Below are 17512 nucleotides of genomic sequence, written 5' to 3'. Positions count from 1 at the left end.
ACTACCTCAGCCGTTGGGCCCTACTGTCGCAACGATGGTCACTTGCTTGTTGTCAGGTATTTCCTGGTAAGCCAACACATGCAAACCCGGGACTGCCAATCGGCCGAATCGCGACAGCATCGCGCGAACCGGACCGGCGACCAGCAGAATCACCGGTTGACCTTGCATTTCCTGACGCTGCGCCGCGTCGATCAACGAACGTTGCAGTTTCTCAGCCATGCTTGGCTCCAGCAGAACACCCTCTTCCGAGCCTTGTCCTGCCTTCTGAAGACTATTGAGCAATATTTGTTCCAACCTTGGCTCCAGGGTGATCACTGGCAGCTCGGAGTCAGTGCCTACAATGCTTTGGACGATTGCACGGGATACGCCGACGCGCACCGCGGCCACCAGCGCGGCAGTATCTTGACTCTTGCTGGCGTTGTTGGCGATGGCCTCGGCAATGCTGCGGATATCGCGAACTGGCACCTGTTCGGCCAGCAACGCCTGCAATACTTTGAGCAGCTGCGACAGCGACACCACGCCCGGCACCAGTTCTTCAGCCAGTTTTGGCGAGCTTTTGGCCAGCAATTGCATGAGTTGCTGCACTTCTTCGTGACCGATCAACTCACTCGAATGCTTGTAGAGAATCTGGTTCAAGTGGGTTGCCACTACCGTACTGGCATCGACCACGGTGTAACCGAGGGATTGGGCCTGGGCACGCTGGCTGATTTCGATCCAGACCGCCTCCAGGCCGAAAGCCGGATCTTTGGCGGTAATGCCGTTGAGCGTGCCGTAGACCTGGCCCGGGTTGATCGCCAACTCGCGATCCGGGTAAATCTCCGCTTCGGCCAGGATCACCCCCATCAGGGTCAGGCGGTAGGCACTTGGCGCCAGGTCGAGGTTGTCACGGATATGCACGGTCGGCATCAGGAAGCCCAGATCCTGGGACAGCTTCTTGCGCACGCCCTTGATTCGCGCCAGCAATTGACCACCCTGATTACGGTCCACCAAGGGAATCAGTCGGTAGCCGACTTCCAGGCCGATCATGTCGATCGGCGTGACGTCATCCCAGCCAAGCTCCTTGGTTTCCTGAGCGCGAGCCGGCGATGGCAGCAATTCCTGCTGACGCTTGACCTCTTGCAGGGCCTGTACCTTGACCACGTTCTGCTTCTTCCAGAACAGGTACGCGCCGCCCGCCGCCAGGGCTGCCATGCTGAGAAAGGAAAAGTGCGGCATGCCCGGCACGAGGCCCATCACCGCCATCAAACCCGCCGCCACCGCCAACGCTTTGGGCGAGGCGAACATCTGGCGATTGATCTGCTTGCCCATGTCTTCCGAGCCGGAAGCACGGGTCACCATGATTGCCGCAGCTGTCGATAAAAGCAGTGATGGCAATTGCGCCACCAAACCGTCACCGATGGTCAACAAGGCGTACACCCGACCGGCATCGCCGAAGGTCATGCCGTGCTGGAAGATACCGACCGCCATGCCGCCGATCAGGTTGATGAACAGAATCAGCAGGCCGGCAATGGCGTCACCGCGAACGAATTTGCTGGCACCGTCCATGGAACCGTAGAACTCGGCTTCCTGGGCCACTTCCATCCGGCGCAGCTTGGCCTGGTTCTGGTCGATCAGACCGGCGTTCAAGTCGGCGTCGATCGCCATTTGTTTACCAGGCATCGCATCGAGGGTGAAACGCGCGCTCACCTCGGAAATCCGTCCGGCACCCTTGGTCACCACGACGAAGTTGATGATCATCAAAATCGCGAAGACGACGATACCGACCACGTAGTTACCGCCGATCACCACCTCGCCGAAGGCCTGGATCACCTTACCGGCGGCGGCATGGCCGTCCTGACCGTGGAGCATCACCACCCGCGTGGAGGCCACGTTGAGCGCCAGTCGCAACAGGGTCGCCACCAGCAGGATGGTCGGGAACACCGCGAAATCCAGCGGCCGCAACGCGTAAACACAGACCAGCAACACGACAATCGACAACGCGATGTTGAACGTGAAGAACACGTCCAGCAGGAACGGCGGCACCGGCAACATCATCATCGCCAGCATGACCAGCAGCAACAACGGCACACCCAGATTGCCTCGACTCAGGTCGGCAACGTTTGTGCGTGCAGTGTTGAATAACTGAGAGCGATCCACCGGTTTTCCCCGTTCCTTTAAAGCAAACTTTTTGACGCCTGAAGTGGGCGCAGAGCGGCTACTGCAAGAAGCCTTCCAACTTTTGCAGAGGCGGGAAATAGAGGGGTTTATCAAGGAATTTGCAGTGCCTGGTCCGGCCGCTCAACGCCTGTAGCAGCTGTCGAGCCTGCGAGGCTGCGTCCGAGGACGAAGTCCTCGCCAGAGTTTCACGGCTGCTGCGCAGCCGAACGCAGCCTCGCAGGCTCGACAGCTGCTACACGCGCCTCTCTCAGGTGTCGCGCCGCAGGTCGGGCGGAATCGGCAGGTCGCCCTTTAGCGGATCCGGGCGCTTACCCTTGCCGGCACGGTGCTGGCGGATCTGGTAGACGTAAGCGAGCACCTGGGCGACAGCAAGGTAGAGCCCGCCAGGGATTTCCTGATCAAGCTCGGTGGAGTGGTAGATCGAACGCGCCAGTGCCGGCGACTCAAGCAGCAGCACTTCGTTGGCCACCGCGATTTCACGGATTTTCAAAGCCAGGAAGTCGCTGCCCTTGGCAATCAGCATCGGCGCCCCACCCTTGTCCGGGTCGTACTTGAGCGCTACGGCGTAGTGGGTCGGGTTGGTGATGACCACATCGGCATCGGGGATCGCCGCCATCATCCGGCGCTGGGACATTTCGCGCTGCAACTGGCGAATGCGCTGTTTAACTTCTGGCTTCCCTTCCTGATCCTTATGCTCGTCACGTACTTCCTGCTTGGTCATCAGCAGTTTCTTGTGGCTTTCCCAAAGCTGCACCGGCACGTCCACTGCGGCGATGATGATCAGCCCGCAGGCCATCCACAACGTGCTCCAACCCACCAATTGCAGGCTATGGATGATCGCCATGTCCAGTGGCTCATGAGCGATGCGCAGCAAATCGTCGATGTCCGAGGACAACACGGCCAATGCCACGAACAACACGATGAAAAACTTGGCCAGCGCCTTGAGCAACTCCACCAACGCTTTGGTCGAGAACATCCGTTTCAGGCCCGCGCCGGGGTTCATACGGCTGAACTTGGGCGCCATGGAACCCGCTGCGAACAGCCAGCCGCCGAGAGAAATCGGCCCGATCAACGCCGCCAGCAGCAAGGTAATCATTACCGGCTGAATCGCGAAGAGGGCAATCTGCCCCGAATGCAGCAGGTAAGTGCCCATGGAACGCTGATCCAGAATCACCTCCCGCGAGAGCGAGAAATTCATACGCATCAGCTCCATCAGATCCTGGGCCAGGGCTCCGCCAAAAATCAGCAATCCACCGGCGCCGGCAAGCATGACGGCCAAGGTATTTAGTTCCTTGGAACGCGCGATCTCGCCCTTCTCGCGAGAATCCTTCTTGCGTTTCTCGGTGGGGTCTTCTGTTTTGTCCTGACCGCTTTCGCTCTCAGCCATGACTCAGCGCGCCCGTGCCAGTTCGCGTAACAACTGCAAGGCCTCGGAGGCCAGCGGTTGATACTGATTGATAATGTCCGCCAGCCCGACCCAGACGATGAACAGCCCGAGCACCAGTGTCAGCGGGAAGCCGATAGAAAAGATGTTCAACTGCGGCGCAGCCCGGGTCATCACGCCAAAGGCGATGTTGACCACCAGCAACGCGGTGATTGCCGGCAACACCAGCAACAGCGCAGCACCGAGGACCCAGCCGAGCTTGCCGGCCAGTTCCCAGAAATGATTGACCATCAACCCGCTACCGACCGGCAACGTAGTAAAGCTTTCGGTAAGGACTTCGAACACCACCAGGTGGCCGTTCATGGACAGGAACAACAGCGTCACCAGCATGGTGAAGAACTGCCCGATCACCGCCACCGAGACACCGTTGGTGGGATCGACCATCGAAGCGAAACCCATACCCATCTGAATGGAGACGATCTGCCCGGCGACCACAAAGGCCTGGAAGAACAGTTGCAAGGAGAATCCCAGCACGGCACCGACGAGGATCTGCTCGGCAATCAGCAGCAAACCGCTCAAGTCCAGCGCATTGACCGGCGGCATCGGCGGCAGGCCGGGAGCGATCACCAATGTAATCGCCAAGGCGAAATATAGGCGCACTCGCGTAGGCACCAGGGTCGTGCCGAAAACCGGCATGACCATCAGCAAGGCGCCGATACGAAACAGCGGCAGCATGAACGTCGCCACCCAGGTACTGATCTGGGTATCGGTCAGCTGGAGCAGCGACATGGTTTAACCGATGACCTGAGGAATACTGCCGTACAACTGCAGGATGTATTCCATGAAGGTCTGCACCAGCCACGGACCGGCGACGATCAACGTCACCAGCATCACCAGCAGACGCGGCAGGAAGCTCAGGGTCTGTTCGTTGATCTGGGTCGCGGCCTGGAACATCGCCACCAACAGGCCCACAAGCAAACTCGGAATCACCAGCACGGCAACCATCATGGTGGTCAGCCACAGCGCTTCCCGGAAGATGTCTACCGCAACTTCTGGCGTCATGGCGATACACCGCCGAAGCTGCTCGCCAGGGTGCCGATGATCAATGCCCAGCCATCCACCAGCACGAACAGCATGATCTTGAATGGCAGGGAAATGATCAGCGGCGAGAGCATCATCATACCCATGGCCATCAGCACACTGGCCACGACCAGGTCGATGATCAGGAACGGAATGAAGATCATGAAACCGATCTGGAACGCGGTTTTCAGTTCGGACGTGACAAACGCCGGAACCAGAATCGTCAGCGGCGCCTGATCCGGCGACGCGATATCAGTGCGTTTGGACAAGCGCATGAACAACTCCAGATCGCTGCTGCGAGTCTGGGCGAGCATGAAGTCCTTGATCGGCACCTGCGCCTTGGCCACGGCGTCTTGAGCGGTGAGTTTCTCCGCCAGATACGGCTGCAAGGCATCCTGATTAACCCGGTCGAATACCGGCGCCATGATGAACAGGGTCAGGAACAGCGCCATGCCCGTGAGGATCTGGTTCGACGGCGTCTGTTGCAGGCCCAGGGCCTGACGCAGGATCGAGAAGACGATGATGATCCGGGTGAAACTGGTCATCAGCATGACGAATGCCGGGATAAAACTCAGCGCGGTCATGATCAGCAGGATTTGCAGGCTGACCGAATACTCCTGAGCACCCTCGGCATTGGTACCCAGGGTAATCGCCGGGATCGACAACGGATCGGCGGCGAACGCCAGTGGCGCGGCCAGCATCAGCGCCAGCGTCAAGATGATGCGTAGCGCACCCATTACTTCTTATCCTTATGATCCTTGCCCATCAGCTCCATCAGGCGCTGGGCAAACTCGGGGGTCGCTTTCTCAGTAATGCCGGGCACTTGCACCGGCTCCTTGAGCACGTGCAGCGCGGTGATGGTGCCGGGGCTCAAGCCAAGCAGAATCTGCTCGTTGCCGACCTGCACCAGCATCAGACGGTCACGCGGGCCGAGTGCGCGGGAACCGATCAGCTCGATCACCTGCCCTTTGCCGGCCGGCCCGGCCTGCTGGACCCGGCGCAGCAACCAGGCGAGGAAGAAGATCAACCCCAGCACCAGCAGCAAACCGAACACCAACTGCGTCAATTGCCCGGCCACACCGCTGCTGACCGCCGGTGCGGCGGCGCTGGCAGCCGTCGCCACCGGCTCGGCAGCCATAACGCTGAACGGCAAGGCCAGCGCCAACCCTGGCAACCCCCCCAGAACCTTTTTCACTCAGCGCAACTTCTTGATGCGTTCGCTTGGGCTGATCACGTCGGTCAGGCGGATGCCGAACTTCTCGTTGACCACCACTACTTCGCCGTGGGCGATGAGCGTGCCGTTGACCAGCACGTCCAGCGGCTCACCGGCCAGGCGATCGAGCTCGATCACCGACCCCTGGTTGAGTTGCAGCAGGTTGCGGATGTTGATATCGGTGCTGCCGACTTCCATGGAAATCGACACCGGGATATCGAGAATCACGTCCAGGTTCGGACCGTCGAGGGTAACCGGTTCGTGGTTTTTCGGCACGCTGCCGAACTCTTCCATCGGCAGACGGTTGGACGGCGAACTGGCGGCGTCGGCGGCCAGCAAGGCGTCGATGTCGTCCTGCCCGGCGTCGCCGGTTTCTTCCAGGGCCGCAGCCCATTCATCAGCCAGCGCCTGGTCGTCCTGGGTGTTTATATCGTTAGCCATCAATTTGTCCTCGGCGGGCATCCCTTCAATCAGGAGCCGTCAGTTAAAAGCACAGGGGGTTGGGAGCGCCGGTCAGCGGCGCTCGATCGGCTCGATCACTTGCAACGCGAGGTTGCCTTTGTGCGACCCCATCTTGACCTTGAACGCAGGCACGCCGTTGGCGCGCATGATCATCTCGTCCGGCATCTCGACCGGGATAATGTCGCCCGGCTGCATGTGCAGAATGTCCCGCAGGCGCAACTGGCGACGGGCAACCGTGGCACCGATCGGTACGTCAACGTCCAGCACGTCCTGACGCAAGGCGTTGACCCAGCGTTCGTCCTGATCGTCGAGGTCCGACTGGAAGCCGGCGTCGAGCATTTCGCGCACGGGTTCGATCATCGAGTAGGGCATGGTCACGTGCAGGTCGCCGCCACCGCCATCGAGTTCGATGTGGAACGTCGACACCACAATCGCTTCGCTCGGGCCGACGATGTTGGCCATGGCCGGGTTCACTTCCGAGTTGATGTACTCGAAGTTCACTTCCATGATCGCCTGCCAGGCTTCTTTCAAATCGACGAAGGCCTGTTCCAGCACCATGCGCACTACACGCAATTCGGTGGGGGTGAATTCACGCCCTTCGATCTTCGCGTGTCGGCCGTCGCCGCCGAAGAAGTTGTCCACCAGTTTGAACACCAGTTTGGCGTCGAGGATGAACAACGCAGTGCCGCGCAACGGTTTGATCTTGACCAGGTTGAGGCTGGTCGGCACGTACAGCGAGTGCACGTATTCGCCGAACTTCATCACCTGCACGCCACCGACGGCAACGTCCGCCGAGCGGCGCAGCATGTTGAACATGCTGATGCGGGTGTAACGGGCGAAACGTTCGTTGATCATTTCCAGGGTCGGCATGCGCCCACGGACGATGCGATCCTGACTGGTCAGGTCGTAGCTTTTGACGCTGCCGGGTTCAGCAGCGGTATCGGTCTGTACCAGACCATCGTCGACGCCATGCAACAGCGCATCGATCTCATCCTGGGACAGCAGGTCCTGCACGGCCATGTCGTGTTCCTACTGCAGTACGAAATTAGTGAAAAGCAACTGTTCGATGACCACTTTGCCGAGTTCTTTCTGCGCCACTTCCTGGACGCTGGCCGTGGCTTTCTGACGCAACATTTCCTGGCCGACCGGCGATGCCAGCGTGGCGAAATCCTGTCCCGAGAACAGCATGACCAGGTTATTGCGGATGACGGGCATGTGGACTTTGAGCGCGTCCAGATCGGCCTGATTGCGACCCTGCATGGTGATGCTCACCTGCATGTAGCGCTGACGACCGTTCTGGTTGTAGTTGGCCACGAAGGCCGGAGCCATGGGCTCGAAAATCGCTGGCTGCTTGCCGACCGGGGCGGTTTCAGCCGCGTCGGCAGGTTTGCTCTGGGCGCTGTGCATGAAGAACCAGGTTGCTCCCACGGACAAACCGATCGCCAGCAGCAGGGCCACCACGATCACAATGATCAGCTTGAGTTTGCCTTTGGTTGCGGGGTCTTTTACTGCTGCTTCGCTCTTCGCCATGCCAATAATCCGTCACTATTCGGGTTTTCACAGTCGCACGGCAAGGCAAGAGCAAGTGTTATGCCAGAAGCGTCTGTAGGGAGATGGGTGACGGCAATCTGAAGCACACCACAAACCACTGTGGGAGCGAGCCTGCTCGCGATGGCGATGTAACAGTCAACGAGATGTTGAATGTTATCGCCTCATCGCGAGCAGGCTCGCTCCCACAGGGTTTGATGCCTGATTTGATCAGGCGTAGTAGTCGACGGCGCTAGAGCCGATGACGCTGGTAGCCGCAGGCGCCACTTCGGCAATGGTTGGGGTGAGCTCGCCATCCATCGAATCAAGGCGACCGCCACTGGCACTGGTGCGCCCACCCTGACTCTGTTGAGCCTGATCCTGGCCTTGCTGCGACCCGCGGGACTGGTCGGACACATTGACGTCGACCTGGCCCATGCCCTGTTGCGCAAACATGTCACGCAAGCGATGCATCTGCCCGTCCAGCGCTTCACGGACGCTTGGATGGGCACTCATGAATGTCACTTGAGTCTGCTGATCCGGAACCATGTTCACCCGAATGTCCAGCCGCCCCAGCTCCGCCGGTTGCAACTGAATGTCGGCGGCCTTGAGATTGGCACTGGACAGGTACATGACCCGGTTCACGACTTCTTCGGTCCAGCCGCTCTGATGCATGGCGATCGGCTGGTTCACCGGCAATGCGTTGGCGGTTTTCGGCGTGGCCGCCTGGGTCAGTGCCGCCAGACGGTTGGCGAAATCGTCGACCCGGGTATCGCTACTGGCGGATTTCAGATCCTTGAGACCGTCATCGATAAGACCACTGAAGGCCTTGTCGCCGTCCTGGCCGGTGCTGTCCTTGTCGGCTTGCACATCGAGCATGCTCGCCATGCCGGCGGCGAAGTTCTGCGCCGAGGTCGACTCGCCGTCGGCCTGAGCCTGGGCCGAGGTCGGTGCCGCTGTTGGCTGGGCCTGACTCGCCGCCGAAATATGGCCGCCCTGCTCCATGGCCATGCGCACGGCGGGCAGTGCGTCAAGGGGATCGGCTTCGGGATCGAAATCGGTGTCAGTGCTTGCAACGACCGGAGTCGTTGCCGCCGTCACAGCCACCTCGACCTGCGGTGGTGGGGTGACCACAACGGGCGGAGCGGCCGGTAGCGGCATTGGCGCCGCGGGCTGTACTGCCTGCATTAACGCAGGATCCAGCGTCGGGTCAACAGGCGCGGCATCAGCGACCGGCGTTTGCACAGCCTCCGCTCCTTCATCGCTGGCGGCCTCGTCGTCAGCCTGCGCCGGTTTATCGGCGGGCAAGGATTTGCCGCTATCGGCAACCGCCGGTTCCGGAGCGGCAGACTTGTCGTTGCTGACGTCTTTTTTATCGGGGCTGTCCGGCGCTTTATCGTGTATCGGCCTGGCCGATCCATCACCCACCGCAGAGGGTTTGTTCCGGGCTTGATTGGCGTAGACCTGAGCGAAGCTGGATGCCTTGTCCCCAGGCTCAGCGGCCAGCGCCGGTGTTTTGGCGGAGGCGGCTTGAGTCTTGGCCTGCGCGGCGGCCTGAAGGAGCATATTGGGGGTAACGGGCATGGAACGGTCTCCGCTGCACTGGGATCGTAGGTACAGTTGACGGAGATTATTGCAAAGGTCGCGCCAGGTTTGAGTGACTGGCGCTAAAAGCGCCGAACGGTCTCATTGCCAGAGATCGAGCGCTGACGCTCTGCTTCATAGAGCGGCCGGACAAACGCAAATTCGTCATCAATTTCGTCTACCAGCTTTTCAATGCCGGCGAGGCTTTTTTGCTTGGCGCGCTGCTCCAGCTCATGGCACAACTCAGCCAGGTGAATGGCGCCCATGTTGCTGCTGCTGCCCTTGAAGCTGTGGGCGGCATTCATGAGTTGCGCGGCATCTTCAGCCTTGCGCAAGATGCGTAAACGCTCTTCGGAGTCGGCGAGAAAGGTATCCAGCAACATCGGATACTCATCCTCCATCACCTCTTGCAGCGCGTTCAGTATGTCGCGGTCCAGATGTGTGTCAGCCACTTGCTCACTCCTTGATCAAGAATGCGTGGATTATGCCAGAGCCTCCCAGAAAAACTCCACGCGGGCACTTCGGCCATCATCGGACCAACTCGCGTTGTGGCCCAGTTGACGGATAAGACTGACGCCACGTCCCGACAGACGGACACCGTCGACGGGGCGTTCCATTACTCGTGCGACATCGAAACCCTTGCCACTGTCTTCAATCCGAACAATCAGACACCCGCCCTCGCCCTTGGGTGTTACCTGCAAATGCACCCGCACATAGCCGTCCTGCAACGCGTCCAGGCGTGTATTGCGTTGTTGATAATAGCGGGTGAAACCCGAGGCATCGCGCTTGAGACTTGAATCCAGCCCCAGCACCCCATGCTCCAGGGCATTGGAATACAGTTCGGCCAAAACACTGTAGAGCGCCCCGCTCTGAGCCCGCAGACCGTGGACCTCGAGCAGCAATTGCAGAAGAAACGGCAGCGGATTGAAGCGTTTGAGCGTGGCGGCGCGAAATTCGAAACTCACTGACCAGTCCAGCGGGCAGGACTGACCACTGTCGGAATACACCAGCGCCGGCGGGCTCAGTTGTGCCGCCTCCAGCAGACTGACCTCGACCATGCTCACGTCATCACGGGCCTCGCCGCGAAAGTCCCGCAACGCCTGCTCGATCTCTTCGAACAGTTCATCAGGCTGACGATTGGCCGCAAACACCTGCTGCAACCGCTCCACTCCAAACAGCTGTTCGTTGGCATCGCAGGTATCGATCACTCCGTCGGACAACAGGAAGACCCGATCCCCGACCGCCATCGGAAACACCTCGGTGCGGTCATCGAAGGAATGCGGGCTCAACACGCCGAGCGGCAAATGCCGAGCCGCCAGCGGCGTTCGCTCGCCGCTGGCGATGCTGTGCAGGTAACCGTCCGGCATTCCGCCGTTCCAGACCTCCACCGAGCGGCGCTGAAAACTCAGGCACAGCATCGTTGCACAACAGAACATGTCCACCGGCAGGATGCGCTTGAGCTTGGCATTCATCTCGCGCAGGGTTTCGGACAGGCCGTAACCCTTGGCGGTCATGCCATAGAAAACTTCAGCCAAGGGCATGGCACCGACTGCGGCCGGCAAACCGTGACCGGTAAAATCGCCGAGCAGCACGTGCATGTCGCCGGCCGGGGTGAACGCGGCCAGCAGCAGATCGCCGTTGAACAACGCATAAGGCGATTGCAGGTAGCGAATATTCGGCGCACTCAAGCAGCCGGAGTGAGCCACCTTGTCGAACACGGCCTTGGCCACGCGCTGTTCGTTGAGCAGGTACTCGTGGTGCCTGGCGATCTGGTCACGCTGTTGCAACACCGTGGCCTGCAATCGTCGCAAGCGGTCCATCGCCTTGATCTTGGCGCCGAGGATCACCTGGTTGTAGGGCTTTGCCAGAAAGTCGTCACCCCCGGCCTCCAGACAGCGGGCCAGCGCTTCGCTTTCGGTCAGCGAGGTGAGGAAGATGATTGGCACCAGGGTTTCCCCGGCCAACTCCTTGATCTGCCGGGCCGCCTCAAAACCGTCCATCACCGGCATCATCGCGTCCATGAGCACCAGTTGCGGTCGTTGCTGGCGAAACGCTTCAACGGCTTCGGCACCGTTGGCGGCCGTCAGCACCTCATGCCCCTGGCGACGAACGATGGTCGACAGCAGCATGCGATCGGCCGCGCTGTCTTCGGCGATCAGGATCGTCAGCGGTTCGAACGGCGACTGCATGCCGTTCAACTGATGTCGAACAGTTTGTCGAAGTTGGAGATGGCGAGGATCTTCTTCACATCGGTACTACTGTTAACGACGCGAATATCGGAATTGTCGCCACCAGCGTGATCACGCAGCAAGAGCAACATGCCCAGCGCCGAACTGTCGAGGTAGGTCGCTTCTTTCAAGTCGACGACAACTGCGGAGAGTTTCTTGTCCTCATAGGACTCACGAAATTCCTGATGCTTGGCGAAATCGAATCGTCCCTTGACCGATATCGTCAGCTTTTGCCCATCTTTTGAGACTTCTGTAACGACTGACATTTAACGGCTTCCTTGTCATTGGTGAACGTACGTGTACAAGGTTTAGCACTTGGCAGGGATGGGGGCAAGGCTGGTAAGTGGCGCAATCCTGGAGGACGTCTTCGCGGGCGAGCGCAGGATCGGTGTTGTTCACGCTGCAAAACCCGCAGGAGCGAGGTTTGCCCGCGAAGAACGATGACGCGGTCCAGCTGATTCAATACGGATCCTGACGCGGCAACCGCTGGGACAGCTCATCCAGCAGCTTTTGCTCACGCCGGTCTTCCAGCCGCCGTGCCTCATCCAGGTAGCGCAACACCAGTTTGCGCAAGCCTTCGACCCGGGCAAACGCCTGCTGCCAGGATTCCCGTGCCTTGTTCAGGTTGTTTTGATGCCATACCAGGCTTTGCCGCTGCTGGTCGATGGCGGTCCCCAGTTGCGCCAGGAAGCCTTGATAACCCAGCAACCATTGGCCCGACACGCCACTGCTGCCGCGCACGATCCACTGCTCCTGGTAATCGAGACGAAAGGCTTCGAGGTCGGCGAGCTTGCTTTCGGCCAGACGGACCTGCCCCTGAAAGTGCCCCAGACGCAGGACCGCGGTTTTCTCGGCCTTTTCGGCCATTTCGACCACGGGGGCCAGGCGCGAGGCTCGGCTCTGGGCCATGACCGGTTAGCCGCCGGCCGCGGGAGCGAAAATCGTGCCCAGATAGGCTTCGCTTTCGCCCAGGCTGATGCTGTCGTTCAGGCCCTGGCGCAGGTATTTCACCAACTGCGGTTGCAGCGAGATCGCCAGGTCGGTTTCCCGATCGCCACCCGCGACGTAGGCGCCGACGCTGATCAGGTCTCGACTCTGCTGATAACGCGACCACAGCTGCTTGAAATACTGGGCGCGCATCATGTGTTCGGGCGTAACCACAGACGGCATGACCCGGCTGATCGACGCTTCGATATCGATGGCCGGGTAATGGCCTTCCTCGGCCAGGCGCCGGGACAGCACGATGTGCCCGTCGAGCACGCCTCGTGCGGCATCGGCAATCGGGTCCTGCTGGTCATCGCCTTCGGACAGTACGGTGTAGAACGCGGTGATTGAACCGCCGCCCTTCTCCGCGTTACCGGCCCGCTCCACCAGTTTCGGCAGTTTGGCGAACACCGATGGCGGATAGCCCTTGGTCGCTGGCGGCTCGCCAATGGCCAGGGCGATTTCTCGCTGGGCCTGGGCGAAACGGGTCAGCGAGTCCATCAGCAACAGGACGTTCTTGCCCTTGTCACGGAAATACTCGGCGATTCGCGTGCAGTACATCGCAGCGCGCAGGCGCATCAGCGGCGCATCGTCCGCCGGGGAGGCCACCACGACCGAACGCTTGAGGCCTTCTTCACCGAGGATGTGCTCGATGAATTCCTTGACTTCACGACCCCGCTCACCAATCAGCCCGACGACGATGATGTCGGCCTCGGTGAAACGGGTCATCATCCCCAGCAGGACACTCTTGCCCACGCCAGTACCGGCAAACAGGCCAAGACGCTGACCGCGACCGACCGTCAACAAACCGTTGATGCTGCGAATGCCCACGTCCAGCGGCTCGCTGATCGGTTCGCGCTTGAGCGGGTTGATGGTCGGGCCGTCCATCGGCACCCAGTCTTCGGCCTTCATCCCGCCCTTGCCGTCCAGCGCGCGACCGGCGCCATCGAGCACCCGCCCGAGCATGCTCATGCCCATTGGCAGACGGCCGGTATCGGCCAGAGGAACCACACGGGCACCGGGAGCGATGCCGGCAACGCTGCCGACCGGCATCAAAAACACCTTGCTGCCGGAAAAGCCCATGACTTCGGCTTCGACCTGCACCGGGTGATAACTGTCGTCGTTGATGACCATGCAGCGGCTGCCCATGGCGGCGCGCAAGCCCTCGGCTTCGAGGGTCAGGCCGACCATGCGCAGCAAGCGGCCTTCCAGGATCGGCGCGCCTGCAAGCTCCGTGGCCTCGGCGTAGCTGCCGAGGCGCTTGGCGAAGCTGGTGCGATCAAGGCGCATCGGGAGCGTCCGGTTCAGGTTCGACCGCTGGCTTGTCGCTGATCGGCAGTTCCAGGCTCAGATCCGGCTCGGCCGGGTGCAAGGCCTGTTCGTGCAACTGATCGAAGAGCTTGTCCATGACCCGCGCAACGCGGGTTTCGACCGTGGCATCGATGCGACTGTGTTCAGTCTCGACCCGGCAACCACCGGGCAACAATGCCTCGTCCTCGACGATGCGCCAGGTTTCTTCATGGCGTTCGCGCAGGGCTTTGACCTGTTCGAAATCTTGCGGATTGATGTACAGCCGCACATTGCCCACGCCCAGCGGCAAGAGCTTGAGGGCCTCGCGCATGACGTGTTCGATCTGCGTTGAGTCGATGGCCAGTTCACGCTGAATCACCTGTTTGGTGATGTGCTGCACCAGATCGACCAGGGACTTTTCGATCTGGGTGTCCTGCTCGGCGATAGGCTCGAACAAATGCCCCATCAGTTGCTCCAGAGCGGCAATCTTGGCGGCCAGGGCCACCTCGGCTTCCTGGCGGACCTTGAGCGTGGTGCTGTGAAAACCTTCTTTTTCGCCCGTGGCGAAGCCTTCGTTGTAGGCCTCCTGGCGAATGCTTTCGAGCTCTTCGAGGGTCAGTGGCTGGACTTCCTCCAGCGGCACTTCTTCCATTTCCGGCGGTTCGGGCTCAGGTTCCGGCTCGGGTTCCGGCACGAACGGGTCGAAGCTGGGCAGCGACCAGACGTCGAAACCACCGACGTCCTTGCCGCGGATCAGGTCGGTGTTGGACTCATCATGTTTGGACGACATAGTGACCTTAGATCATCTCTTCGCCGCCCTTCCCGCCGAGAACGATTTCTCCGGCTTCGGCCATACGGCGGGCAATGGTGAGGATTTCTTTCTGCGCGGTTTCCACGTCGCTGACGCGCACCGGGCCTTTGGCCTCGAGGTCGTCGCGCAACAGTTCGGCCGCCCGCTTGGACATGTTCTTGAAGATCTTCTCTTTGACGCCTTCGTCCGAACCCTTGAGGGCCAGCACCAGCACGTCGGAAGACACTTCGCGCAGCAACGCCTGGATACCGCGATCGTCTACATCGGACAGGTTGTTGAACACGAACATGAGGTCTTCGATCTGACCGGACAGGTCTTCGTCGACTTCGCGGATCGAGTCCATCAACTGACCTTCGATCGAGCTGTCGAGGAAGTTCATGATATCCGCCGCACGCTTGATGCCACCCAGGGTGGTGCGCGAAGCATTCGAGTTGCCGGAGAACTGCTTCTCGAGTATCTGGTTGAGTTCTTTCAGGGCTGCCGGTTGCACGGTGTTCAAGGAAGACACCCGCAGGATGATGTCCAACCGGACCTTATGGTCGAAGTTGCCCAGCACTTCACCGGCCTGGTCCGGATCGAGATAAGCCACCACGATCGCCTGGATCTGCGGGTGCTCGTAACGGATCACGTCGGCGACGGCGCGCGGTTCCATCCACTTCAGGCTGTCGAGGCCACTGGTGTTGCCGCCCAGCAGGATGCGGTCGATCAGGCCGTTGGCCTTGTCTTCGCCCAGGGCCTGGGTGAGCATTTTGCGCACGTAGTCATCGGAGCCGACGCCGAGGCTGGTCTGGTCGCCGACGATGTCGACGAACTCGCTCATCACCTGCTCGACCTGCTCGCGGTGCACGTTACCCATTTGGGCCATGGCCACGCCCACACGCTGGACCTCTTTGGGCCCCATGTGGCGCAGCACTTGGGCAGCATCGGTGGAACCCAGGGACAGCAGCAGAATCGCGGCTTTGTCGACCTTGGTCAGTTTGGCGGCAACGGCTCGGTTATCACTCATCTGCGTTAATCCACTCTTTCACGACCTGGGCCACGCGACCCGGATCTTCTGCCACCAGACTCTTGATTGCGTTCAACTGTGCGTCATAGCCTTCGCTCGGGCTCGGCAGCAGAATGCTGGTCGGGCCACCGAGGCTGACGCGGTCGTTGGCCAGTTCGCCGTCCAGGCCGCCCATGCCACCCAACTCGACGTCGCTGCCGATGCCCAGATGTTTGTCTTTGCCGCCGCCGGTGATGTTGTTGAGCACCGGACGCAGCACACCGAACACCAGCACCAGGATGAACAAGACTCCCAGCACTTGCTTGACGATGTCCCAGAACCAAGGCTGGGAGTAGAACGGAATTTCGGCAATCACTTCACCGCGCTCGGCGGAGAACGGCATGTTGATCACGCTGACGCTGTCGCCACGGCTGGCGTCGAAGCCGACGGCGTCCTGTACCAAACGCGTGAAGCGCGCCAATTCATCGGCGGTCCATGGCGCACGGGTGGTTTCGCCGTTGGCCGCGTTGATCTTGACCTGGTCATCCACCACCACCGACACCGACAGGCGATTCAAACGGCCCTGCTGTTGTTTGGTATGGCTGATGGAACGGTCGAGCTCGAAGTTCTTGGTGGACTGCTGGCGCTTGTCCGCCGGGTACGGAGCCAGCATCGGCTGGCCGGTGGCCGGGTCCATGATTTGCTGACCGTTGGCATCCAGCAGTGGCTGGCCTGGCTGCACCATGCCGGCCGACGCGGTAGCGCCACCGGTGGTTTGCGGTGCGGAAGCCGGCGCGGGCGGCTGGTTGCTCAGGGCACCCGGCACACCTTGCGGGCCATTGCTGGCGGTACGTTGTTCGTTGACCGACTGCTCGCTGCGCAACGCCGGTTGATCCGGGTTGAATTGCTCAGAGGTCGACTCGACAGCGCTGAAATCCACATCGGCCGAGACTTCGGCTTTATAGCGATCGTTGCCCAGCACCGGTTGCAGAATGTTATGCACGCGCTGAGTCAGCATGCTTTCCATGCGACGGCTGTAATCGAATTGCTTGCCGGCCATGGTCAGCTCGGAATTCTCCGCCTGATCCGACAGCAGGTTGCCTTTCTGGTCGACAACCGTGATCTGGGATTTGCTGAGTTCGGGAACGCTGGTGGCTACCAGGTTGATGATCGCCAGTACCTGGCCAGGCTCCAGCGAGCGGCCGGAGTACAGTTCCACCAGAATCGAAGCGCTCGGCTTGCGCTCGTCACGCACGAACACCGAACTTTTCGGAATCGCCAGGTGCACGCGGGCACCCTTGACGTTGTTCAGGCTGGAGATGGTGCGAGCCAGTTCGCCTTCGAGGCCGCGACGATAACGGGTCGCTTCCATGAACTGGCTGGTGCCCAGGCCCTGGTCCTTGTCGAGGATTTCAAAACCGATGTTGCCATCGCTGGGAGTGACACCAGCGCCCGCGAGTTTGATTCGCGCACGGGACAGGTCATCGGCCTTGACCAGCAAGGCACCGGAGTTCGGTTCAACGGTATAGGGAATGTCGGCTGCGGCCAGGGTATCCATGACCTGTTTGGCGTCCATACCGGCAAGGCTGCCGTACAGAGGCCGGTAATCCGGCTGCTGGGACCACAACACCACGGCAAAGCCAATCGCCACGCTCGCAGCCAGGCCGACCAACAGGCCCACCTGACGCAACATGGTCATCTCGGAGAGGTTTTCCAGGAAGGACAACCCGAACAGCGGCGGCTTGCCGTCTATTGGAGTGGCCTTGGCCGGAACATTATCGGCGGCTGCTTCTGCCATGACTCAAAT

At 60.5% G+C, this 17512-nt stretch carries 18 protein-coding genes; all 18 read right to left on the bottom strand.

What is annotated here, in order from left to right; all coding sequences use genetic code 11:
• Positions 1 to 6: 6 nt before the first annotated feature.
• The gene (flhA, locus tag BLW70_RS13160) at positions 7 to 2136 is read right to left on the bottom strand and encodes a flagellar biosynthesis protein FlhA (protein WP_074874572.1); all 2130 of its coding nucleotides are present in this window, start codon (positions 2134 to 2136) and stop codon (positions 7 to 9) included.
• 268 nt (positions 2137 to 2404) lie between these two features.
• The gene (gene flhB, locus BLW70_RS13155) at positions 2405 to 3544 is read right to left on the bottom strand and encodes a flagellar biosynthesis protein FlhB (RefSeq protein WP_074874570.1); all 1140 of its coding nucleotides are present in this window, start codon (positions 3542 to 3544) and stop codon (positions 2405 to 2407) included.
• Between the two features lie 3 nt (positions 3545 to 3547).
• Complete coding sequence (fliR, locus tag BLW70_RS13150; protein WP_074874568.1) at positions 3548 to 4330, bottom strand: flagellar biosynthetic protein FliR; 783 nt, start codon at positions 4328 to 4330, stop codon at positions 3548 to 3550.
• A 3-nt stretch (positions 4331 to 4333) separates the two neighbouring features.
• Positions 4334 to 4603 carry a flagellar biosynthesis protein FliQ gene (gene fliQ, locus BLW70_RS13145; protein WP_007948918.1) on the bottom strand — a complete coding sequence of 90 codons (270 nt, stop codon included), beginning with the start codon at positions 4601 to 4603 and terminating at the stop codon, positions 4334 to 4336.
• Positions 4600 to 5358 carry a flagellar type III secretion system pore protein FliP gene (fliP, locus tag BLW70_RS13140; protein WP_074874566.1) on the bottom strand — a complete coding sequence of 253 codons (759 nt, stop codon included), beginning with the start codon at positions 5356 to 5358 and terminating at the stop codon, positions 4600 to 4602. The genes fliQ and fliP overlap by 4 nt, the downstream gene beginning before the upstream one ends.
• The gene (fliO, locus tag BLW70_RS13135; RefSeq protein ID WP_074874564.1) at positions 5358 to 5816 is read right to left on the bottom strand and encodes a flagellar biosynthetic protein FliO; all 459 of its coding nucleotides are present in this window, start codon (positions 5814 to 5816) and stop codon (positions 5358 to 5360) included. The genes fliP and fliO overlap by 1 nt, the downstream gene beginning before the upstream one ends.
• The gene (fliN, locus tag BLW70_RS13130; protein WP_074880538.1) at positions 5817 to 6275 is read right to left on the bottom strand and encodes a flagellar motor switch protein FliN; all 459 of its coding nucleotides are present in this window, start codon (positions 6273 to 6275) and stop codon (positions 5817 to 5819) included.
• A 72-nt stretch (positions 6276 to 6347) separates the two neighbouring features.
• The gene (fliM, locus tag BLW70_RS13125; protein ID WP_008151077.1) at positions 6348 to 7316 is read right to left on the bottom strand and encodes a flagellar motor switch protein FliM; all 969 of its coding nucleotides are present in this window, start codon (positions 7314 to 7316) and stop codon (positions 6348 to 6350) included.
• Between the two features lie 9 nt (positions 7317 to 7325).
• Entirely contained in the window at positions 7326 to 7826 is a 501-nt protein-coding gene (gene fliL, locus BLW70_RS13120) for a flagellar basal body-associated protein FliL (protein WP_074874562.1), read from the bottom strand.
• Positions 7827 to 8054: 228 nt separating this feature from the next.
• Positions 8055 to 9407 (bottom strand): flagellar hook-length control protein FliK, encoded by a 1353-nt coding sequence (locus BLW70_RS13115; RefSeq protein ID WP_074874560.1) that lies wholly within the window; start codon positions 9405 to 9407, stop codon positions 8055 to 8057.
• An 83-nt stretch (positions 9408 to 9490) separates the two neighbouring features.
• Entirely contained in the window at positions 9491 to 9859 is a 369-nt protein-coding gene (locus tag BLW70_RS13110) for an Hpt domain-containing protein (protein WP_074874558.1), read from the bottom strand.
• Between the two features lie 30 nt (positions 9860 to 9889).
• On the bottom strand, positions 9890 to 11596 hold the full coding sequence (locus tag BLW70_RS13105) for an ATP-binding SpoIIE family protein phosphatase (protein ID WP_074874556.1): 1707 nt from the start codon (positions 11594 to 11596) through the stop codon (positions 9890 to 9892).
• Positions 11597 to 11601: 5 nt separating this feature from the next.
• Positions 11602 to 11901, bottom strand: coding sequence for an STAS domain-containing protein (locus BLW70_RS13100; RefSeq protein ID WP_074874554.1), 300 nt, complete (start codon positions 11899 to 11901; stop codon positions 11602 to 11604).
• Positions 11902 to 12094: 193 nt separating this feature from the next.
• On the bottom strand, positions 12095 to 12544 hold the full coding sequence (fliJ, locus tag BLW70_RS13095; RefSeq protein ID WP_074874551.1) for a flagellar export protein FliJ: 450 nt from the start codon (positions 12542 to 12544) through the stop codon (positions 12095 to 12097).
• A gap of 6 nt (positions 12545 to 12550) precedes the next feature.
• On the bottom strand, positions 12551 to 13909 hold the full coding sequence (gene fliI, locus BLW70_RS13090) for a flagellar protein export ATPase FliI (protein WP_074874549.1): 1359 nt from the start codon (positions 13907 to 13909) through the stop codon (positions 12551 to 12553).
• The gene (gene fliH, locus BLW70_RS13085) at positions 13899 to 14699 is read right to left on the bottom strand and encodes a flagellar assembly protein FliH (protein ID WP_074874547.1); all 801 of its coding nucleotides are present in this window, start codon (positions 14697 to 14699) and stop codon (positions 13899 to 13901) included. Before fliH ends, fliI begins: the two co-directional genes overlap by 11 nt.
• Before the next feature lie 7 nt (positions 14700 to 14706).
• Positions 14707 to 15726, bottom strand: a complete 1020-nt coding sequence (gene fliG / locus BLW70_RS13080) for a flagellar motor switch protein FliG (RefSeq protein WP_007894195.1) — start codon at positions 15724 to 15726, stop codon at positions 14707 to 14709.
• Positions 15719 to 17503 (bottom strand): flagellar basal-body MS-ring/collar protein FliF, encoded by a 1785-nt coding sequence (fliF, locus tag BLW70_RS13075; protein WP_074874545.1) that lies wholly within the window; start codon positions 17501 to 17503, stop codon positions 15719 to 15721. The genes fliG and fliF overlap by 8 nt, the downstream gene beginning before the upstream one ends.
• Positions 17504 to 17512 lie beyond the last annotated feature (9 nt).

The organism is Pseudomonas frederiksbergensis (genome assembly GCF_900105495.1).
Lineage (GTDB): Bacteria > Pseudomonadota > Gammaproteobacteria > Pseudomonadales > Pseudomonadaceae > Aquipseudomonas > Aquipseudomonas frederiksbergensis.
This window is presented reverse-complemented; position numbering and strand designations above follow the sequence as displayed.